This window comes from Shewanella nanhaiensis (assembly GCF_019457885.1).
GTDB classification, from domain to species: Bacteria; Pseudomonadota; Gammaproteobacteria; order Enterobacterales; family Shewanellaceae; genus Shewanella; species Shewanella nanhaiensis.
On sequence record NZ_JAHZST010000002.1, the window covers coordinates 189,270 to 209,659 of the forward strand.

Consider the following 20,390-nt stretch of genomic DNA (forward strand, 5'->3'; position numbering starts at 1 on the left):
TTATGAAGCAGCCTAGTTAACAGAAATAAAAAAAGCTGCGTATAGCAGCTTTTTTTATGTCTAACATTGATAAATCATTACTCAACGATGGTTTGTGTGCCTTCACCGAGCTCCACACTATCAACACGCTGTAACCCTCTTGGAAGCTTAGCACCACGTCTGCCTCGCTCACCTCTGTAGTGTTCAAGGTCGCTCGGCTTAAGGGTGAGTTTTCGCTTACCAGCCCAAAGAGTCACACTGGTATCTTCTGGCACAACATAGAGATGAATTAAGAGCTCCTCACGCGCTTTAGCACGCTCACCAGGAATGCCAATAATCTTATTGCCTTTACCTTTAGATAGCTGTGGCAGTGCTTCCATAGAAAACAGCAGCATTCGCCCTTCGTTAGTAATAGCCAAAATAGACTCAGATCTTGACCTATCGACCAGCTTAGGTGAAATCACTTTTGAATTAGCAGGTAAGGTCAATAGCGCCTTGCCAGCTTTATTCCTTGAGATCATATCTTTGTAGGAGCCGACAAAACCATAACCGGCATCAGAAGCCAATAGGTAATATTTATCTTCATCGCCCAGCAACACATGTTCCATGATCTCACCAGGAGAGAGATTAAATCGAGTTGTAATTGGCTCTCCCTGACTTCTAGCCGATGGCAAGGTATGTGTTTCAGTTGCAAATGCACGACCAGTGGAGCCAATAAAGACACTCGGTTGATTACTCCGACCAGTGGCTGAACACAGGAAGCTATCACCCGCTTTATAGGACAAGGCTTTAGCATCTATATCATGCCCCTTAGCACAGCGAACCCAACCCTTCTCAGACAGAACGACGGTAACAGCCTCAACGGGTGCAAGTTCATGCTCAGTTAACGCCTTGGACTCACTTCGCTCAATTAAGGGTGAACGTCTATCATCACCATAAGTTTCGGCATCTTGCTTCAACTCTTTCTTAATCAAAGTCTTCATTCTTCTATCAGAGCTTAACAGCAGCTGTAACTTATCACGCTCAGCTTCAAGTTCGCTCTGCTCAGTTTTAATCTTAAACTCTTCTAGCTTGGCTAAATGACGTAGTTTAAGATCCAAAATGGCGTCGGCTTGCTTATCAGATAAGTTATACCGCGACATCAATTCAGCTTTAGGATCTTCCTCATAACGGATGATCTCAATCACTTCATCAATATTCAAAAATGCAATCATTAACGCATCAAGAATATGTAACCTTGCGAGTATCTTATCAAGTCGATATTGAACTCGGCGAGTGACCGTTTGAAAGCGGTACTCCAACCATTCATTCAATATCTGCAGTAGCCCCTTAACTTGAGGACGGCCGTTTAAACCAAGAATATTCAGGTTAACTCGGAAGGATTTCTCCAGATCTGTGGTTGCAAACAGGTGAGCCATCACTTGGTCACAATCTATACGATTAGAGCGAGGAACGATGACGATGCGAACAGGGCTTTCATGATCTGACTCATCCCTAAGGTCAACAACCATAGGAAGCTTTTTAGCCTGCATTTGAGCGGCAATCTGCTCTAGTATCTTTCCGCCACTGGCCTGATGCGGAAGTGCTGTTATCACAATCTCGCCATTCTCAACCGCATAAACTGCACGGGCCTTTATCGAGCCACGCCCAGTGGTATAGATTTTAACAATATCGGCAGCAGGTGTGATGATCTCAGCTTCAGTTGGATAATCAGGCCCAGGAACATGCTCCATAATTTCAGCAAGCTCGGCTTTGGGATTATCCAAAAGCTCAATACAAGCAGACACCAACTCTCGGGTGTTATGGGGTGGCACATCAGTTGCCATACCCACAGCAATACCGGTAATACCGTTGAGCAAAATATGAGGTAAACGGGATGGAAGGACTAAAGGTTCCTTCATCGTACCGTCAAAATTCACGCCCCAATCAACTGTCCCCTGACCTAACTCGCTGAGTAAAACCTCAGAAAACTTAGATAAACGAGCTTCGGTATAACGCATTGCGGCGAAAGATTTAGGATCATCCGGCGCCCCCCAGTTACCTTGACCATCAACTAAAGGGTAACGATAGGAGAATGGCTGTGCCATCAACACCATAGCTTCATAACAAGCACTATCACCGTGAGGATGATATTTACCCAATACATCACCAACGGTACGAGCTGACTTCTTATGCTTTGACTGTGCAGTTAACCCTAACTCACTCATCGCATAGATTATTCGACGTTGAACTGGCTTAAGGCCATCACCAATATGGGGTAAAGCTCGATCCATGATGACGTACATGGAGTAGTTTAGGTATGCATCTTCCGTGAAGCGGCGCATCGGCATCTGCTCAACACCATCAAGACTTAAATCTATCGCATCACTCATTATTCATTATCCTGTTCTGGCTCAGGTTCACTCTTTTCATTGATAGTTTCTTTATAATACAAACGATAGATGTTGCCTTTCAGATCATCTGAAATATACATAGCGCCATCAGGGGCGGTTAATACCGAGTAAGGTCTAGCGACTGGAAACTCTCCATCTAAAAAGCTAACAACTGGACTTCGTTTGATGACTTTATTGTTCTCAATTTCCAGCATTACGACTTGGTAGCCAATTTTACTGGATCGGTTCCAAGAACCATTTTCCGCCACAAACATCTGATTATGGTATCTAGGCGGGAACTGCTCACCACGGTAAAAATGTAGTCCCATGGGAGCGACATGAGCAGGCAACTCATAATTAGGTAAAGTGATCTTTAGGTTTTTGGGTTTCTCATAAGCAGGTTCAAGTACAGATTTGGCGTGTAGGTAGGGAAAGCCATAATGGCCGCCTACAGCTTCAACGCGATTGATCTCATCTGGCGGTAACCTGTCTCCCATCCAATCTCTACCGAGATCGGCAAACCATAAACTTTGATCTTGAGGAGACCAATCGAAACCGGTGACGTTACGGATCCCAGAAGCTATCTGTTCACTGCTACCAGTTTCTATATCGATAGCAATAATGCTACCAAAAGGGTCTTCAGCTTCACAGACGTTACAGGGCGCCCCTATAGAGACATACAAACGCCCATCAGGTCCAAAGTTTAACGCTCTATGGCTCTTGTTTGTCTTACCAGGCAAGCGGTCATACACCTCCTTGCCACGCCCAGGACGTCTCAAACGGTTTTCGATATCTTTAAAACGTATGATCCGCTCATCTACTGCGGCATAAAGATCGCCATTATAAAATGCGATCGCTTCGGGGTTATCTAAGCCTTTTGCTACCACATAACGTTTATCAACCCGGCCATCTTGATTACTGTCAACTAGCGCAAGTATGGTCCCTTTCTTATGGGAACCAACAAACAGCGTACCTTTATCACCTAACGCCATCTGTTTAGCATCACCGAGATCCGATGCATAGAGTGTGAGACCAAAGCCTTTAGATACCGTAATCATCTTAGGCTGCGAAGCGGCTTGTACCGACAGGCTAAAAAGCCCTGAGACACAAGCCCAAAACATGCAGATCCATTTGTGATTCTTTGTCTGATTCAACAACATTATTATTATAAAGCCTACTTAAATATAGATTGGCATATAAGCTAACTTGGTCTAAAAGTCTGCCAAATCACCCTTAGTTTCTAACCAGGTTTTTCTATCTCCAGAACGCTTCTTAGCAAGCAGCATATCCATTACTGCCATTGTATCTTCTACATCGTCAATCGTTAACTGAACGAGTCTACGGGTATTAGGATCCATGGTAGTCTCTCTTAACTGAAGAGGATTCATCTCACCTAGCCCTTTAAATCGGGTAACCTGAACCTTGCCTTTCTTCTTTTCAGCCGTAATACGGTCTAAAATGCCATCCCTCTCCGCCTCATCCAGTGCATAAAAAACCTCTTTACCCACATCAACACGGAACAGTGGTGGCATAGCAACATAAACATGACCATGCTCAACCAGCACCTTATAATGCTTCATAAATAGTGCGCACAGCAAGGTAGCAATATGCAGCCCATCGGAATCAGCATCCGCTAATATACATATTTTACCGTATCTAAGCTCGGAAATATCTTCACAATCTGGATCGCAGCCTATTGCCACAGAGATATCATGAACCTCTTGCGACGCTAACACTTGGCTTGCGTCCACCTCCCAAGTGTTTAAGATCTTACCACGAAGGGGCATAATTGCCTGAAATTCACGATCTCGCGCCTGTTTTGCACTTCCGCCAGCAGAGTCCCCCTCCACAAGGAAAAGCTCCCCACGCATAGGATCTTGACCACTACAATCGGTCAGTTTACCCGGTAGTGCTGGACCAGATGTTACCTTCTTTCGCGCAACCTTTTTAGCAGACTTTAAACGCTTCTGAGCGTTGTTGATACACATCTCAGCGAGGGCTGCGGCTTGGTCTGTATGGGTGTTTAACCACAAACTAAAGGCGTCTCTTACAATACCCGATACAAATGCTGCACTTTGACGGCTCGAAAGCTTCTCTTTAGTTTGGCCTGCAAATTGCGGATCTTGCATCTTCACCGACAAGATAAAGCTACTACGATCCCAAATATCTTCAGGGGTTAACTTTATGCCCCTAGGGATAAGGTTGCGAAACTCACAGAACTCACGCATCGAGTCCAATAAGCCCTGCCTGAAACCATTAACATGGGTGCCACCTAGAGGCGTAGGGATCAGGTTGACATAACTCTCATTGAGATAATCACCACCCTCTGGTAACCAAGTAATTGCCCAATCAACCGCTTCTTGATTCCCCTTCATCGAGCCAACAAAAGGATCTTCAGGTAGCATCAAGGAGTCTTTTACCGAGGAGATAAGGTAATCGGTCAGGCCACTCTCATAATGCCACTCTGTTGTCTCATCGGTCTGTTTATTGACAAACTTAATCTTAAGCCCAGGACATAATACTGCCTTGGCTCTTAACAGATAGGTCAGCTTGGGAATAGAGAAATTGGCGGAATCGAAATAGCTAGGGGTAGGCCAAAAGTGCACTCGAGTACCTGTATTACGTCGGCCACAGGTTCCGGTCTCTGTCAGATCTTCAACCTTATCACCATGCTCAAAAGCCATATCATAAACAAGGCCGTTTCGGCGTACAGTTATCTCAACTCGGTTAGATAAGGCGTTAACGACTGAGATACCGACACCATGTAAACCACCAGAAAACTGGTAATTGTCGTTAGAGAACTTTCCGCCAGCATGGAGTTTGGTTAAGATAAGTTCGACACCTGGGATCCCCTCTTCAGGGTGGATATCGATAGGCATACCACGACCATCATCGATAACCTCAAGAGAGTTATCTTTATGCAAAATAACATCAATTTTAGTTGCATGCCCCGCCAGAGCTTCATCGACACTGTTATCAATAACCTCTTGTCCTAAATGGTTCGGACGCGTGGTGTCGGTATACATACCAGGGCGGCGTTTTACAGGATCCAGTCCATTAAGGACTTCAATTGCATCAGAGGTATATTGATTTGTCATGGCACACATATTTTATAGTTATTAAGGCCATGTTGCGGCCCTGTATGGTTATTTGTCAAGAAACAGAAACTGACAGATCCTTTTCAACTTCTTATCATAGCCAACAAAGCTATGGTCACCGCCAGCCTCAAGTAGTAGTTGGCAACAGTGATATTTCTGAACGGCTTGTCGATAATCAAGCACTTCGTCACCCGATTGTAGTAACACTAAAAATCGATCAGGATTTAAAATAGCTTCTGTATTAAATGCTTTTACATCATCTTTATGCTGCGCAACCACTTGATAATGTTCGTCTGTATAGGGGTTATGTTGAGGCCCTATAAATTCATCAAACAGTTCAAACGGTTTTACTGCTGGATTAACCAGTACTGCTCGGCCACCATACTTCTCAACTAAGTAACTGGCATAGTAACCACCAAGAGATGAGCCAATAAAATTCAGCGTCTCACCTTGTGCTAATGCTGACTCTACGATCGATGATAATAGTGTCACGCCATCAGTTGGGTCTGGAGGTAGTTGAGGCTGATGGAAAGTGATATCAGGGTAAAACTCAGCCATAAACTGGGCAGTCATGAGCCCCTTTTCCGATAAAGGGGAGCTATTAAACCCATGGATATAAAGCAGCATAGTTCCTCATATATAAGATTATGCAAACACCCTATAATCTTAAGGTATCAATTTAATTGAATTTCAAAACTCATAAAACAATCGATTGAATGCTAACACTTGCTAGGGGTTCTACCAAGTACAATGGCCGAAATATGTCACTTAGAGCCATTATATCGCTCAATTTGCCTTAAGTTAACGTCTGTTTAGCGCAAGCGAAAAATAACTCCTGTTAGCAAAGGCTACAAAACTTGAGTTATCTAATACCCGCTGGCACTTTTATCCGGAGAGAAAAGCTCACCAGGAACTCGGTATACATTCGTTAAGATATTGCCGTCGGCTTTAAGTTCAAGCAGACGATAGCCTGGCTGAACGGCATCCAATGCAAAATAGGAAGATTTAGGTTTGAACTGAATGCAAGTTGAGGGTGTAGCCATCAACTTTATCGGGCCGTGCAGCCCAAGGTATTCTTGATCTATCTGTTGATGTACATGCCCCCATAGCAAACCTTTAACTTGCGGGATCTTAGCAACCAACTCAAGAAACTCACTACCGTTACTCATCCAGTGCTGATCTAACCAAGCACAACCGACGAGAATAGGATTATGATGCATAGCAAGCAAGATATGACGCTCTGGTTGATCCTCTGCGGCGGCTTTAATAAGCTCAAACTCCGCATCAGACATGTAACCACCTGGCTTACCACGAACAGTTGAATCCAGCATAATAACCTGCCAGCTGCCAACTAAAATACGTCTGTGACCAAAAATCTTAGGCCCCTGCATATTCAACCGCATGATCCTTGGATCATCATGATTTCCAGGCAGGTAGTGACAAGGTAAGCCCAGAGGAGAGATCGCTTTAACGAAGTTATGGTATGACGCTGCCGAGTAATCTTGACTAATATCGCCAGATGCCAACATAAAATCCGCAGGATAGTGAACAGCATCAATCGTATTTAGAACCGCATGCAAACTCTGGGCTGTATTGACACCTAATAGCTGCGCATCATGATCGGCAAACAGATGTGGATCCGTAACTTGTACGATCTTCACGCTAGCTTCAACATCAATGGAATAAGAGATAGCCTCTTCTAACACATTCTAACCCTAAGATTCTGACAGACAAATGGCGCTCATATGGCCACCTATCTTTAATAACTCTTCTAGAAAAGCATTCACTTGATACTTTTCGTCTCGATGGTACATACGTATATTTGGATAATCATATACTGGACTTAACTGAGAAATCTGTCGACTAGTTAACACTTCTGCTAATTTAGCATCATGATAAACACGAACTGATACGCAAGGTGAATGAATATAATCAGATTGACCTACGCACCTAGAGATCTCAATAAGCTGGGTATAACTAGTATTTTCGAGCAATCGTACATTCAGACAACCAATATCCTCTTCAACCACCCAAGCATCTCCTTGGCTAGCATCACTAGGTAACCACCTTAAGATATGGAAATAATTTCGACCACAAAGTGATAAAAACTTATTAATATCAGGTTGGTACCTCTTAGTATTTAAATATCCATTAAGAGGACGTGCTAGCTTACTCACTACTAGTTCCTTCGATACGACAAAAGTTTCAGGGTTATTTTTGCAAATTCTGATAGTTCAGTTCAAGCCATTGGAGCCCAATGACAGTAGATGCATTATTGATTATACCATCTTTAACTAAAGTAAATGCTTGTTCACGGCTCATCACATGTACTTGAATATCCTCATCCTCCTCATCAAGCCCATGAACACCTTTCGCTAAACTCGCATCCACTTCCGCCCAAAAGAAATCAAACTTCTCACTTGTGCCACCTGGGCTAGAAAAATAACTGGAGATCAAATTAACCTGTTTAGCCTTAAGTCCCGACTCCTCCAGCAACTCACGATGGGCAACATCAATGGCGACTTCATTTGGCTCTATCATTCCCGCCACTAACTCTAATAACCAAGGAGTTTGTCCCGAGCGGATAACAGGAATACGGATCTGCTCAATCAGCACGACTTGATCCCGAATTGGATCATAAGGAAGCACCACGACGGCATCCCCACGTTCAAAAACCTCTCTTTTTACCTCACCACTCCAACCACCTTTAAACAATTTATGCTTAAATCGATATTCATCCATGGTAAAGAAACCATTAAATATACTTTTCACTTCCAACAGTTCGATATCTTGGCGATTGAATTTCTGTTTCATTCTCATCCCTCTATTTAATCTGATTACAACAAGCCAGAATAAAAAATAATACAATAAGTCCTTAGTATTAAGAGTAGAGCCAATTTTAAGAGAAAAAACATAATTAAAATTAAAAACTGTTACACTTCCGAGTTGACTTAAAAACTGGTAATTTCTTAATATCTATCTTTAAAAGATTATCATCATTAAGTTTAGATGTATCGGGAAGCGTCGGGAAGCGCAAACCGCCTCGCATTGATGTGCAAGGTATCATTTAGCTCTAACAAGTTAATTTGCTCCTCCAGTGGAGGATTTTGTCTAAAAAGGACAACTAATGAAATTCAAGATCCGAACGATATGTGCAGCCCTTACGCTTGCAGCAACCTCTTCAGCGGTTCAAGCCGATGACTTATTGCAGATATATCAACAGGCGCTAACAAGCGATCCAGTTGCGCTACAAGCTCAAGCTCAACGTGATTCACTGTATGAACAGATAGAAGAGAATCGTGCACCTTTACTTCCAACAATCAGTGCAAGCGTTGGTTACGGTAAAAGCTGGCGTGATGAGGAGACCCTTCCTCAAACTGATTCAAGCGGACTCAATGCAGGTGTAAGTTTAAATCAAGTCATCTATGATCACAGCGCTTGGGTAGGATTAAGCTTAGCAGAGCTAGCCGCTTCTCAGGCTGACTCTATCTACGCATCAACCTTGCAAACCCTAATTATCCGTGTAACCACAGCATACTTCGATGTCCTTTCTGCAAAAGATAATTTTGAGTTTAAGGGGTCTGAGAAACGTGCAATTGAGCGTCAATTAGAGCAGACAAAGCAAAGATTTGCTGTAGGTCTAACTGCGATTACCGATGTACATGAAGCTCAGGCTCAATACGATTTAGCCCGTGCATCTGAAATTTTAGCTGAAAATCAGCTTATCAATAGTTACGAAGCCCTACGTGAAATCACAGGTATCGATCATAAGTCTATCAACATTCTAGACACTAACCGTTTCACCGCTGTTACCCCAACACCTGCACTATCGAGTGATTGGTTAAAGATGGCTGAAACAAACAGTGTCGATCTGATGACCAATCGCATTGGTAAAGATATCGCCCAAGAGACCATTACACTTTATAAGGCTGGCCATATGCCCTCTTTAAGCTTAAATGCTGGTTACACAACCAACATTGAGCAGGAGAATCAAGATGGTTCTCAAAATAACTTTGATAATGCCAATGTTGCATTAAAACTCAGCATCCCTATTTTTGAAGGCTTTAAAGTCAGCTCAAAAGTAAACCAGGCGCAGTACCAGTTTGTTGAGGCAAGTGAGAAGATGGAGCAAACCTACCGTAAAGTAGTTAAAGATGTCCGTAACAACTTTAATAATGTCGGTGCTTCAATCAGTTCAATCAAGGCTTATGAGCAATCGGTAGTGTCATCTGAGAGTGCACTGAGTGCAACTCAAGCAGGTTTTGAAGTGGGTACTCGTACGATTGTCGATGTACTAAACCGTACTCGTGATCTGTATGACTCTAAGCGTCAGCTATCAGATGCAAGATACAGTTACATCAAATCAATTCTAGCGCTAAAGCAAGCAGCTGGAACCTTGAATGAAGATGATGTGATTGCTATCAACAATGGTCTAATAGCTCAAACGACAAACCCATAAGTTATTATCAGCTTGGCTGTGACAGCAAGCTATACCAACTTCTAATATCGATTGATATTAAATAAAAAACCGCCAGTTAATCAGATTAACTGGCGGTTTTTTTAAATGCTAAAATATTAGAAAACCAGTTCAACACCAGCGAAGTAACCTTTGAATTGAGAGTTTGTGCTCACACCATCAAAGTCATTCACATCGAAGCTAAAATCACGGTAACCTAGGCGCACCTTAGTATCGAGTGCTACGCCATCAAACTGCCAGCCTAGACCCACAGAGTAATCGTAAACACTTGTCTCATCGACACCTAACATCACCTCAGCAAAACCATAAAGTCCAAGGCCTGGCACGCCAACTTGTGCATCGGCATAAGCCATTACGATACCGCTATCTAGATCTTTCTCTGCAGAAACACGACCTTGAGTCTCTGTATGGTTAACACGCAGTGATCCATGCATCTTCTTATAAGCTGCACCTAAATCTAGTGCCACTAAGTCGTTGTCTAACAACTCATAGTAAAGAACGAAGTCAGTATTGCTTAAGTTAGTACTAGTGCTCACAGCACCATCAAAAGTGGTTCCACCAAACTCAAAGCCATCAACAGTTGCACTACCGTTATCATCCAAACGGTTTTCTCTAATTTTCACATTAGGAACCAATGGAATAGGATGCTCTACTGCAACCCAGATACTGCCCTGAGAAGATGAGCTGTAGTCAAAATCTTGTTGAGGTTGGCCGCTCTCAGCAAAAGTACCACTGGTATCAGCTTGCCAGTAGTCACCACCGACTTTAAAGCCGACAAGAGTTGAAGCCTGTGCAGAAGTTGCAGCCAATGAACCCAATAGCGCACACGCTAGTAATGTTTTTTTCATTTTGAAATTAACCTTTAGTTAATAAGTTAGTTAGATCAATCACCGCAGCGTTCGCGCGGGAAATATAGTTAGCCATCACTAAAGAGTGATTAGCCACAACACCAAATCCAGAACCATTTAAGACAATAGGACTCCAAACCGCTTGTTGTGTCTCCTCCAGTTCACGAATAATTTGCTGCAAACTGACCTCGGCATTCTTTTTACGCAGTACATCAGCGAAGTCGACCTCAATCGCCTTCATAAAGTTCAGCAGAGCCCACGTGGCACCACGAGTCTCATAAAAGACATCATCAATTTTCCACCAGCTTGTTTTAATCTGCATACTGGCAAGATTAGGGGTAGATTGCGATGCCTCACTGTCACCAGCAAGATCGGTATTTAAGCGCTCCTGACCAACACTCGCAGATAGACGTTGTGACATGCTACCAAGGCGTTTCTGCACCTCTTTAAGCCACTCATTTAAGTTGTCAGCTCGGGCATAAAACTGTGCATCTTGATTATTCACATCGGCAATTTTTGCACGGTAAACTTTAAGCAGCTTAACCGCATCCTTATACTCACCTTCCGCACTAGGAACAAGCCAGCTGGTGTGCTCAATATTTAGTTTTGAGTGTGCGGCAAGCAAGTCTGCATCAGCGGCAGACTGAGATTGAGAGCGGCTAAACTCTTTGCGCATAATAAGTGCAAGATCTCTAGCTTGCTCTAACGCGCCAAACTCAAACGCCGGCATATTATCCATAAAGATTGAAGGGGGCAAAACGTCATTGGATAGCCAACCACCACTTTTTCCTAAAAGTGTCTCCATCGTCAAAATTAACGACGTTGTTGTTGCATAGCCAACCACCTCATGATTGCTTTGGCTTCTTAGCTCCTGAGGCTTAATCGTATCAGGTTCAATGCTCCACCAAACACTAATAAAGTAACCAATTAACAATATAAGTACTGCAATTCCAGCACCTTTTTTCCATGTCATCTGCATCTGTTGCGCTCCTTATCTATATCCAAAATTTAATTAATGGTGATGCTCATGACTGTGCATTTTAGCCATTCCTTGCTTACTCACCACTAAGCTGATGGGGAGTTTACTACCATCATCAAAGGTTAAAACTAGTTCAAGAGTTTCTCCAGATACCAGTGGCTGCTTCAACCCCATCAGCATCACATGTTCACCAGACTCATTTAGGGTTAACGTGCCGTGTTTAGGGATCTCAAAGCTAGACACCTGGCGCATCTTAACCATGCCATCCTCCTCCAACACCGTATGCAATTGAGCCTCATCAGTAAAAGTAGTCTCAATCCCAACTAGTTTTATGCTTGGACCATGATTCATCAAGGTAAAGTAGGCTGCACTGTTTGGCACACTTGGTGGCATCGCTCTGATATGTCCATCCACTAACATCACGCTCGCTAGAGAGGAGAAAGAGATTGACATCAGGACGAGCAAATTAAACACTTGTTTGAATATCTGTTTCAATGTATTAAACTCCATTTAACCCCATTCGTCTAAGAGGATATAACGAAATGAGTACAATTCAGGTTCAGGATGAGCAAGGCGTTAGAATAATTACAATTAATCGCCCCGAAAAGCGTAACGCACTCAGCCTTGAGATGTACACTAGCCTCACAGAATACCTTATCCAAGGTGAGTCGGACAACGCAATTCATGCCTTTTTAATCAGAGGGCAAGCAGAATGTTTCACCTCAGGCAATGATGTTGCAGACTTTTTAACAAATAGTAATCTGGACGCAGAACATCCTGCTTTTCGTTTCTTATTCACGCTACTGGATCTAACAAAACCAATTGTTGCCGCAGTAACAGGAGCTGCAGTGGGGATCGGCACCACCTTACTACTCCACTGCGATCTGGTTTATGCCGCTCCCTCTGCAAAATTTCAACTACCTTTTATTAACTTAGCCTTGGTACCTGAAGCTGGGGCAAGCTTATTACTTCCTCAACTCATTGGTTTACAAAAAGCCTCTGAACTTTTACTCCTTGGCGAAAGTTTTGGGCCAGAAACGGCTAAATCACTCAATATCATTAATGAGTTGGTGCCCGATGAGAAAGTGTTTGAACACTCACTCTCTCAAGCAAAAAAATTAGCTAGCCAGCCACCCCAAGCACTCCAGGCAACACGTGCGCTACTTCGTCCCAATAAAGAACAGATACGGGAGCAGATGAAGATGGAACTTAAGGAGTTTGAGACAAGATTAAAAAGTGATGAAGCTAAAATGCGCTTTCAGGCTTTTCTAAAAAAATAATAAAACTTACGATAAAGAACTAGATATGAAACAGGCAAGTTAGGCTAGTCTATTTGGCTAGCTTGGCTTACACCCCAAGTTGCAAGCAGAAGAAGTAACACTGGCCACAATAGTGAAAAACCAGTAAAAATCATGACTAACGCAGCTGCAATACATAATGCAGAAACCAAAGCGATAACACTAAATGCTAAGGTTAACCAAAGCAGAATTATCAGTAATATCACACCAGTAAAGAGTAAACTCCATACACTAAAACCCATCCAGAATACAGGTTCAGCACCTAAAACGACGCCTGTGAATAGCTCAGCTGTTCCCCAAGTTTGTACCGCCGCGATTAAAATACTCACAGCCAAAATGACGATACTAAATCCAATCAGTAGATCCAAAATTCTTTTCATTGTTAAGGTTCGCTTTAACTTCATAGAGGCGTACGCTCAATTAGCATAGCGATATTCCATGAATGATTAAGCCTATTCTCAGTAGCCACTTTTCTGCCATTTAGGTAACACCAAGGCTAATACAAAGTAGACTAACAGCCCCAAACTAGGATTCATGATCACAGCTAATGCCCAAACTACCCTAGTCCACAAACAGGACCAATCAAACTTATCTGCCATCATGGCTGCCACACCGCATACTAGCGTATCGGGTTGCTTCATTCGTGCAATATAGCCACTTAACGAATCTAAACTACTCATAAATCTCTCCATACATTTAAAAATATCTTGCTAGAAAGCTCAGTTACCAGCCTTAAACTTTGTGCCAATTAAATCTGCATACGATTAAGGCACAAAGCGCAAAACTAAATACAGGGGTCAATAACAGGGCCACAATGTCCGACGTAAATAACATATTTATTCCTTAACCATGGCACTTGTAATTGCTAGCTCAGTCGGCTCTTGAGCAAGTTGTTCTGCTTCATCTGACTCTTCAGCATCGAACATGCTTGAAGAAAGTTGTGCTTGTAGTGAGATGCTTAACTCTCTTTGAGCTACCTGCATCATATCTTGCATCTGTGCTGCAATATTCTGCTCAAGATTACTGGTTAAATCTGTAGGAATAAGTGTGTCGGCATTTGCTGTTACACTTGCTCCCATTAACACTGCTACGACTAAAGATGACTTTGCTACTTTGCTGATAGTTGAATTAAACATGATTCCTTCCTCTCTATGATTTAAGTAATTTGTAGAGTGATTAACTCTTTGACATAGAAGGTACTGCGAGGAGCGTGCCAACTTTTTGATAACAAGGTAAACAACTGTAAAGTAACAACAAATATCACATGTAAGGAGCATGAAAAACAAAGTTGCAACTGAGATTATTTAGGTTTTAGTGAATTTCACTATGGGCTAGTGAAATTCACCAAGTAAGTAAGATGATTGCAAGATAAATGGAGATAAAAACAAAAAAACCGCCTTTATTAGCGGTTCTTATTGAATAACTGTACTCAAGAAATCATATTTTTTCTTGCTTGTTCAATGACTTCTATACCTGCACCAGGCTTATGAGCATTTTCACTAATATAGCGTCTCCAGCTCCTAGAGCCTACTTCCCCTTGAAACAACCCTGTCATATGGCGAGTAATATGGTTCAAACGACCACCTGCTTGCAGATGTTTCTCTATATAGGGAATAAATTTCTCTAAAACAGCATCTCGGCTTAACACAGGTTTATCTAACCCACAAAGCTGCTGATCGACCTCGGCCAAAATATAGGGGTTTTGATACGCTTCACGCCCAACCATCACGCCATCTAATTTTGCCAAATGAGCCTTACACTCCTCTAATGACTTCACACCGCCATTAATAGAGATACTTAAATCAGGGTAATCACGCTTAAGCCGATATACTCTATCGTAATCCAGTGGTGGGATCTCACGATTCTCTTTTGGACTTAATCCCTGCAACCAAGCTTTTCTCGCATGAACAATAAAAGTGTCACAACCAGCACCTCGTACCGTTTCTACAAACTCAGTTAAAAACTCATAACTGTCTTGCTCATCGATACCAATACGCGTCTTTACGGTTACCGGAATATCAGCCACTGCGCGCATAGCCGTCACACATTCAGCCACTAATGAAGGTTCAGCCATCAGGCAAGCACCAAAACGCCCACTCTGTACACGATCTGAAGGACAACCAACATTCAAGTTGATCTCATCATAGCCTCGCTCTACAGCCTGTTTGGCACAAATTGCTAAATCATCTGGATTAGAACCACCTAATTGCAGGGCTAAAGGGTGCTCCTCTTCGTTATACGCTAGGTAATCCCCCTTACCATGAATAATAGCGCCAGTGGTGACCATCTCAGTATAAAGAAGCAGTTCTGCTGACATCAAACGAGCGAGATAACGATAGTGACGATCGGTCCAATCGAGCATGGGCGCGATTGAGAAGGTGCGGTTGAGAGGTTTTGCTGGTGATTTTGTGTTTTGCGACGACATATGACTAACCAATAAATAAACAGGGCACAGCGAGCATAGCCGCGCATTTTACACTGACGGAGGAGAAATGCACAGCGGATTCCCCCGCTACTGCCATCTAAACTTCAGTCATTACCTACTGCCGCCAAAGGCTGTTACAAGCTCCTTCTCAGCCGATTAGTATTTGCTTTTTAGCATAAGAGGGTGATTTTACCGCACTACTTTTCATTACAGAATACAACTTTAAAGCTGAACTCTAGTCCAAAATAGCCTAACCTTTACTAGAGTAGCTACAAAGTATCACTATCATCGCCATACCATTTTTTGCCAGGGGATAATGAATATATGAATGTTAATTTTATCAACCCTTTTCTTGAGTCGTTAATTAACGTCATCTCTACCATGGCCAATATGCAGTTAACACCGGGTAAACCTGGATTAAAACAGGGGAACCTAGCTAAAGGAGATGTTTCAGGCCTTATTGGTATGGTAGGCCCACAGACAAAAGGCTCACTCTCTATCACCTTCGAGCTCAACCTTATTCTAGAGATCATGCAAAATATGCTGGGGGAGAACCCAGGTATGATGAACGAGGAGATCACAGACCTTGTTGGCGAAATAACAAACATGGTAACAGGAGGCGCTAAAAATAAGCTAGGCGATAAAGGGTATGAATTTGACATGGCTACCCCAGTTGTCGTATCGGGAATTGGCCACACCATCTCTCATAAAGCCAACGGTAAAAAAATTATCATGCCTTTTACCAGTCCACATGGCGCCGCTTATATCGAGATCTGTTTCGAAGATGTCAGTAAAGCACCAGAAGCAGCTTCAGCTGATGCAGAGTCAAATGAAGCCGAAAATGAGGAGACAGAAAGTGACACTAAAGCTGACGTTAGTGAAGCTGATAGTAAAGACAGTGCCAAAGATGAGGCCACTCCCGAATCTTAATGACTCAATAAGAGGTGCCTCAGTATTTAAAGAGGGAGTAACTTAAAAGGGTTGATTAACCATAACCCAAAACTGGCTTTCCTCACCACTGTAAGCAAACTCAGTTCTCACCACCACACTTTCAACTTCAAATCGAACCCCTGCCCCTAAAGTCCACTTCATATCTCGATGCAACTCATTGAAGCTAAACTTGTCACTCACCTGTCCAGTTTCTGCAAACACAACCCACTGCCACCAAGGGACATTATATAGATTAAACACAGGTAAGCTTTGTAGTGGCTGCCACTTCGGCTGCATTCTATATTCTGCAGAATATAATACTGCACTTCGCCCCACAAACTCATCACTGGAATAACCCCGCAGGCTATCGAAACCGCCTAAACTTACTCCAGCAAAAGAGGGAGGTCGATGATACTCACCGGATATATGATCCCCATCATTCCAAGTTGGTGTATCAGCTAAATACAGGTTGAGAGCTAACGTTTGCTGCTCGAACCAGCTGCTATTTCCCAGCGAAAGAAAAGCACTCTGCTCAAACTCCCAGGTTGTCCAGCTTTGGCGATCATTAGCGTTTCTCCCTGAGTCTCCACCAAAATCTCGGCTCAAGGTAAAACTGGTGCGACCGCCGCTATGGCTATTTTTACCATTGTCTCTGTTATCCCAATCCAGCTTTAATTTGAGCCCTTGTGCCTTGGTCGGAAGCTCATCAAACCCTGTTAAATCTTGGGTTTGAATAAAGGGGGTTAAGGTTATGCTCGATACACCTGACTCTCTAGGATCCCAGCTAATAGCTCCCCCTCTAGGAAGCAGGCTTCTAGCAGCCCCCTGTGAGCCTCTCCCCCATGGCAACACATACTTAAAATGTAACTTAGCGTAGGTTTCATCGCCGACAGTCACAACCTTATCTGTCGGCAGTCCTACATTATGGTGTGGCTCTTCGCCATTAGGCACAAAGTAGATCCCTTGTTTATAGCTCGCTCTATAGTATTCAGCAGAAAATAGCCATCGATCTAAACTAGGCAGTTGATAGTTGTAGGCACCTAAGTATGTTAGCCAGCTGTCATTCTTACTGTAGAGACCAATTCCCAATAAAGAAGCTTGTGCCTGTCCGGCATGCTTAAGCACCCCGGCACCACCTATGGTAGTGCTTAAGGTTTCAGTAGAAAAGATGAAAGGAACGGCTACAAAGTCCGCTTTATACTCTCTTTTCTCATCGTATTGTGAAGGGGGGTGCTCAATCTCGACAATAGAACCTAGCAAAGCATCAGAATTGGGGCTCTCTGACTCAGTAGCTTGAGAAGGCGACAAATTAAAGGCGCAATAAAGCGCCAATATCATTCGGTAATTTATTATTTTTTTCAGCACAACTTCCACTCAATAATAGGTAATAGACCTATAAAATTGATACGACTAAGAAGATAGGTATGTCTAAATAAACGACTTATTTGTATTTTGCTAGTCTAAGCAAACAGCTACTCTAGGAGTGAGCTTAGTGACCAACTCATAGGCAATCGTGCCAATATGTTCAGCCACCTCTTCAACGGGTAACTCTCTTCCCCACAAAACGACATCATCGCCAATACTATCCGTAGCATCGATACCAAGGTCCACCGTCAACATATCCATAGAGACTCGTCCCACGACAGGAACACGGCGGCCATTAACCCAAACAGGAGTACCTTCTGGTGCATTGCGGGGATAACCGTCACCATAGCCGATTGCGACGACCCCCAATCGAGTATCGGCTTCTGCATGCCAAAAACAGCCATAACCAACAGGTTGACCCGCTTTATGTTCTCTAACTGCAATGAGCTGAGACACAAGCTTCATGGCAGGTTCTAAACCATGATTACGTCCAAGATCCCCAATTACGGGAGAAACACCATAAAGTGCAATACCGGGCCTTATCCAATCAGCTTGGCTATCAGGCCAATATAGAGTCCCGGCAGAGTTTGCCAGTGTACGGTAACCTTGTGAATTTTTTGTCAACGCCTCAAAAACCTGTAACTGCTCCTGTGTCATCGGATTATCAGGTTCATCGGCGCAGGCAAAATGAGACATAATATTGATAGGTTTGGCCACTTGAGGACACGCTTCAAGGCGGGCATAGACCTGCGCAAACTGCTCAGGCGTAAAGCCAAGCCTGTGCATACCAGAATCTAACTTTAACCATACCGTGACAGGTTTAGAGAGGGGAGCATTTTCCAACATCTCCAGCTGCACTTCGTTATGGATAACGGTATCGATACCGTGCTCAACCAAGGTAGTGAGATCCACCTGCCTGAAAAAACCTTCCAGCAAAACAAGTTTAGCCTTCACACCACCCGCTCTTAACGCTAGCGCTTCCTCTAGGCGAGCAAGGCCGAAACCATCAGCCTCGGTAAGGCAGCTAGCGACATTGAGTAAACCATGGCCATAACCATTCGCTTTCACCACCGCCATAACACTGCTATTGGGCGCAATTTGCCGAAGGCGCGATAAATTATTTTTTAATGCTTGCGCACTGATCTCTGCACGGGGAAAGGGTTTCAAGCCATAACCTTAATCTTCTTCAAACTGCGGACCTGCATAATTGTCAAAACGAGAAAACTGACCTTGGAAAGTTAAAGGTACGCGGCCAATAGGGCCATTACGTTGCTTACCAATAATAATCTCAGCAACACCTTTATGTTCAGAATCATCATTATAAACCTCATCACGATAGATAAACATGATGAGGTCGGCATCTTGCTCAATCGCTCCAGATTCACGAAGATCCGAGTTTACTGGGCGTTTATCCGCACGTTGCTCCAATGAGCGGTTAAGCTGAGACAGTGCAATGACTGGGATCTCCAGCTCCTTAGCAAGCGCCTTAAGCGAGCGGGAGATCTCGGAGATCTCTAAGGTACGGTTGTCTTTTAACGCGGGAACCTGCATCAACTGAAGGTAATCGATCATGATCATAGACAAACCACCATATTCACGGGCAATTCGCCTAGCACGACTTCGGACTTCCGTCGGGGTTAAACCTGAGCCATCATCGATATACATCTTGCCCTGTTCCAGCATGATCCCCATGGTGGATGATACTCGCGCCCAATCATCATCATCGAGCTGACCAGTACGAATTTTAGTTTGGTCGACTCGGCCCAATGAGGCCAACATACGCATCATGATCTGTTCTGAAGGCATCTCCAGACTGAAAATAAGCACAGGTTTGTCTTCATTAAGAGCTGCGGCTTCACACAGGTTCATCGCAAAGGTGGTTTTACCCATAGATGGACGAGCAGCCACAATAATCAAGTCACCAGATTGGAAACCCGCTGTCATCTTATCGAGATCATTGAAGCCGCTGGAAACCCCTGTAACACCACCAGTTGGGTTGTTATAGAGTTCTTCAATCTTATCCACTGTCTTTTCGAGGATCACCTTGATCCCTTCGGGACCTTCATTGGCATTGGCACGAGATTCGGCAATCTTAAAGACTTTGGTTTCGGCAAGGTCGAGCAGTTCACTTGAATTACGCCCCTCCGGGTTAAAACCCGCATCGGCTATTTCATTGGCAACCTTAATCATGTCGCGAACCACCGCTCGCTCACGAACAATGTCACCGTAGGAGAGAATGTTGCCCGCACTTGGCGTGTTCTTAGCAATCTCACCTAAATAAGCGAAACCGCCTGCCTCTTCAAGTTGATCTTCAACCTCTAACTGCTCAGAAACGGTGATCAAATCCAAAGGTTGACCAGCAGCAATCAAGGCTTCCATCGCATTGAAGATCATTCGATGAGAGCGTGAATAGAAATCTTCCGCCACAACCGCTTCGGCCACTCGATCCCAGGCATCGGAATCGAGCATGAGTCCACCCAGTACAGACTGCTCCGCTTCTAATGAATGCGGCGGCATTTTGAGTGCATCCATCTGGATATCTCTAGGCTTCTTTTTGGCCTTGAAGGCACCTTGTTGTGACATTTAATCTCCAAATTCCCAACGGTTAAGCAAAATATG

At 43.5% G+C, this 20,390-nt stretch carries 19 protein-coding genes and 1 pseudogene; 3 read left to right on the forward strand and 17 right to left on the reverse strand.

The genetic code is table 11. The features are described from left to right. Window positions 1-77 precede the first annotated feature (77 nt). From parC to nudF, 7 genes are all read right to left on the reverse strand, one after another. Window positions 78-2,351 (reverse strand): DNA topoisomerase IV subunit A, encoded by a 2,274-nt coding sequence (gene parC / locus K0625_RS03095; protein ID WP_220108325.1) that lies wholly within the window; start codon window positions 2,349-2,351, stop codon window positions 78-80. After that, window positions 2,351-3,511, reverse strand: coding sequence for a PQQ-dependent sugar dehydrogenase (locus tag K0625_RS03100; RefSeq protein ID WP_220108326.1), 1,161 nt, complete (start codon window positions 3,509-3,511; stop codon window positions 2,351-2,353). The genes parC and K0625_RS03100 overlap by 1 nt, the downstream gene beginning before the upstream one ends. A 51-nt stretch (window positions 3,512-3,562) precedes the next feature. Next, a complete protein-coding gene (parE, locus tag K0625_RS03105; protein WP_220108327.1) occupies window positions 3,563-5,449 on the reverse strand; it encodes a DNA topoisomerase IV subunit B in 1,887 nt (628 codons plus the stop codon). A gap of 48 nt (window positions 5,450-5,497) precedes the next feature. Beyond that, window positions 5,498-6,076 carry a YqiA/YcfP family alpha/beta fold hydrolase gene (locus K0625_RS03110; protein WP_220108328.1) on the reverse strand — a complete coding sequence of 193 codons (579 nt, stop codon included), beginning with the start codon at window positions 6,074-6,076 and terminating at the stop codon, window positions 5,498-5,500. A gap of 239 nt (window positions 6,077-6,315) precedes the next feature. Next, entirely contained in the window at window positions 6,316-7,155 is an 840-nt protein-coding gene (gene cpdA, locus K0625_RS03115) for a 3',5'-cyclic-AMP phosphodiesterase (protein WP_220108329.1), read from the reverse strand. A 9-nt stretch (window positions 7,156-7,164) separates the two neighbouring features. After that, window positions 7,165-7,626, reverse strand: a complete 462-nt coding sequence (locus K0625_RS03120; RefSeq protein ID WP_220108330.1) for a DUF1249 domain-containing protein — start codon at window positions 7,624-7,626, stop codon at window positions 7,165-7,167. A gap of 34 nt (window positions 7,627-7,660) precedes the next feature. Continuing rightward, window positions 7,661-8,263, reverse strand: coding sequence for an ADP-ribose diphosphatase (gene nudF, locus K0625_RS03125; RefSeq protein WP_220108331.1), 603 nt, complete (start codon window positions 8,261-8,263; stop codon window positions 7,661-7,663). A 313-nt stretch (window positions 8,264-8,576) separates the two neighbouring features. Between nudF and tolC the strand changes: the two genes are divergently transcribed. Beyond that, window positions 8,577-9,908 carry an outer membrane channel protein TolC gene (tolC, locus tag K0625_RS03130; RefSeq protein ID WP_220108332.1) on the forward strand — a complete coding sequence of 444 codons (1,332 nt, stop codon included), beginning with the start codon at window positions 8,577-8,579 and terminating at the stop codon, window positions 9,906-9,908. 116 nt (window positions 9,909-10,024) lie between these two features. Here tolC and K0625_RS03135 read toward each other — a convergent pair whose 3' ends face one another. From K0625_RS03135 to K0625_RS03145, 3 genes are read right to left on the reverse strand one after another with little or no spacing between them, the layout of a single operon-like run. Next, window positions 10,025-10,774 carry a TIGR04219 family outer membrane beta-barrel protein gene (locus K0625_RS03135; protein ID WP_220108333.1) on the reverse strand — a complete coding sequence of 250 codons (750 nt, stop codon included), beginning with the start codon at window positions 10,772-10,774 and terminating at the stop codon, window positions 10,025-10,027. A 7-nt stretch (window positions 10,775-10,781) separates the two neighbouring features. After that, the gene (locus tag K0625_RS03140) at window positions 10,782-11,753 is read right to left on the reverse strand and encodes a DUF2333 family protein (protein WP_220108334.1); all 972 of its coding nucleotides are present in this window, start codon (window positions 11,751-11,753) and stop codon (window positions 10,782-10,784) included. 33 nt (window positions 11,754-11,786) lie between these two features. Continuing rightward, complete coding sequence (locus tag K0625_RS03145; RefSeq protein ID WP_220108335.1) at window positions 11,787-12,263, reverse strand: copper chaperone PCu(A)C; 477 nt, start codon at window positions 12,261-12,263, stop codon at window positions 11,787-11,789. Between the two features lie 32 nt (window positions 12,264-12,295). Between K0625_RS03145 and K0625_RS03150 the strand changes: the two genes are divergently transcribed. Next, window positions 12,296-13,033: an enoyl-CoA hydratase-related protein gene (locus K0625_RS03150; protein WP_220108336.1), complete on the forward strand. Its 738-nt coding sequence runs from the start codon at window positions 12,296-12,298 to the stop codon at window positions 13,031-13,033. A 44-nt stretch (window positions 13,034-13,077) separates the two neighbouring features. On the opposite strand, the gene K0625_RS03155 is transcribed toward K0625_RS03150, so the two are convergent. The 4 genes from K0625_RS03155 to dusA all read right to left on the reverse strand — a co-directional run bounded on the left by K0625_RS03155 (window position 13,078) and on the right by dusA (window position 15,476). Then, window positions 13,078-13,431, reverse strand: coding sequence for a hypothetical protein (locus K0625_RS03155; protein ID WP_220108337.1), 354 nt, complete (start codon window positions 13,429-13,431; stop codon window positions 13,078-13,080). 78 nt (window positions 13,432-13,509) lie between these two features. Next, complete coding sequence (locus K0625_RS03160) at window positions 13,510-13,731, reverse strand: PspC domain-containing protein (protein ID WP_220108338.1); 222 nt, start codon at window positions 13,729-13,731, stop codon at window positions 13,510-13,512. Window positions 13,732-13,887: 156 nt separating this feature from the next. After that, the gene (locus K0625_RS03165) at window positions 13,888-14,187 is read right to left on the reverse strand and encodes a hypothetical protein (RefSeq protein WP_220108339.1); all 300 of its coding nucleotides are present in this window, start codon (window positions 14,185-14,187) and stop codon (window positions 13,888-13,890) included. Between the two features lie 293 nt (window positions 14,188-14,480). Continuing rightward, window positions 14,481-15,476, reverse strand: a complete 996-nt coding sequence (gene dusA / locus K0625_RS03170) for a tRNA dihydrouridine(20/20a) synthase DusA (RefSeq protein ID WP_220108340.1) — start codon at window positions 15,474-15,476, stop codon at window positions 14,481-14,483. Window positions 15,477-15,800: 324 nt separating this feature from the next. Here dusA and K0625_RS03175 point away from each other — a divergent pair. Then, a pseudogene (locus tag K0625_RS03175) lies at window positions 15,801-16,262 on the forward strand (chemotaxis protein CheX); the annotation flags it as partial. Window positions 16,263-16,448: 186 nt separating this feature from the next. On the opposite strand, the gene K0625_RS03180 reads toward K0625_RS03175, so the two are convergent. From K0625_RS03180 to dnaB, 3 genes are all read right to left on the reverse strand, one after another. Then, window positions 16,449-17,771, reverse strand: a complete 1,323-nt coding sequence (locus tag K0625_RS03180; protein ID WP_220108342.1) for a BamA/TamA family outer membrane protein — start codon at window positions 17,769-17,771, stop codon at window positions 16,449-16,451. A 90-nt stretch (window positions 17,772-17,861) separates the two neighbouring features. Further along, on the reverse strand, window positions 17,862-18,938 hold the full coding sequence (alr, locus tag K0625_RS03185; RefSeq protein ID WP_220108343.1) for an alanine racemase: 1,077 nt from the start codon (window positions 18,936-18,938) through the stop codon (window positions 17,862-17,864). Window positions 18,939-18,947: 9 nt separating this feature from the next. Beyond that, window positions 18,948-20,354, reverse strand: a complete 1,407-nt coding sequence (gene dnaB / locus K0625_RS03190; protein ID WP_220108344.1) for a replicative DNA helicase — start codon at window positions 20,352-20,354, stop codon at window positions 18,948-18,950. Window positions 20,355-20,390 lie beyond the last annotated feature (36 nt).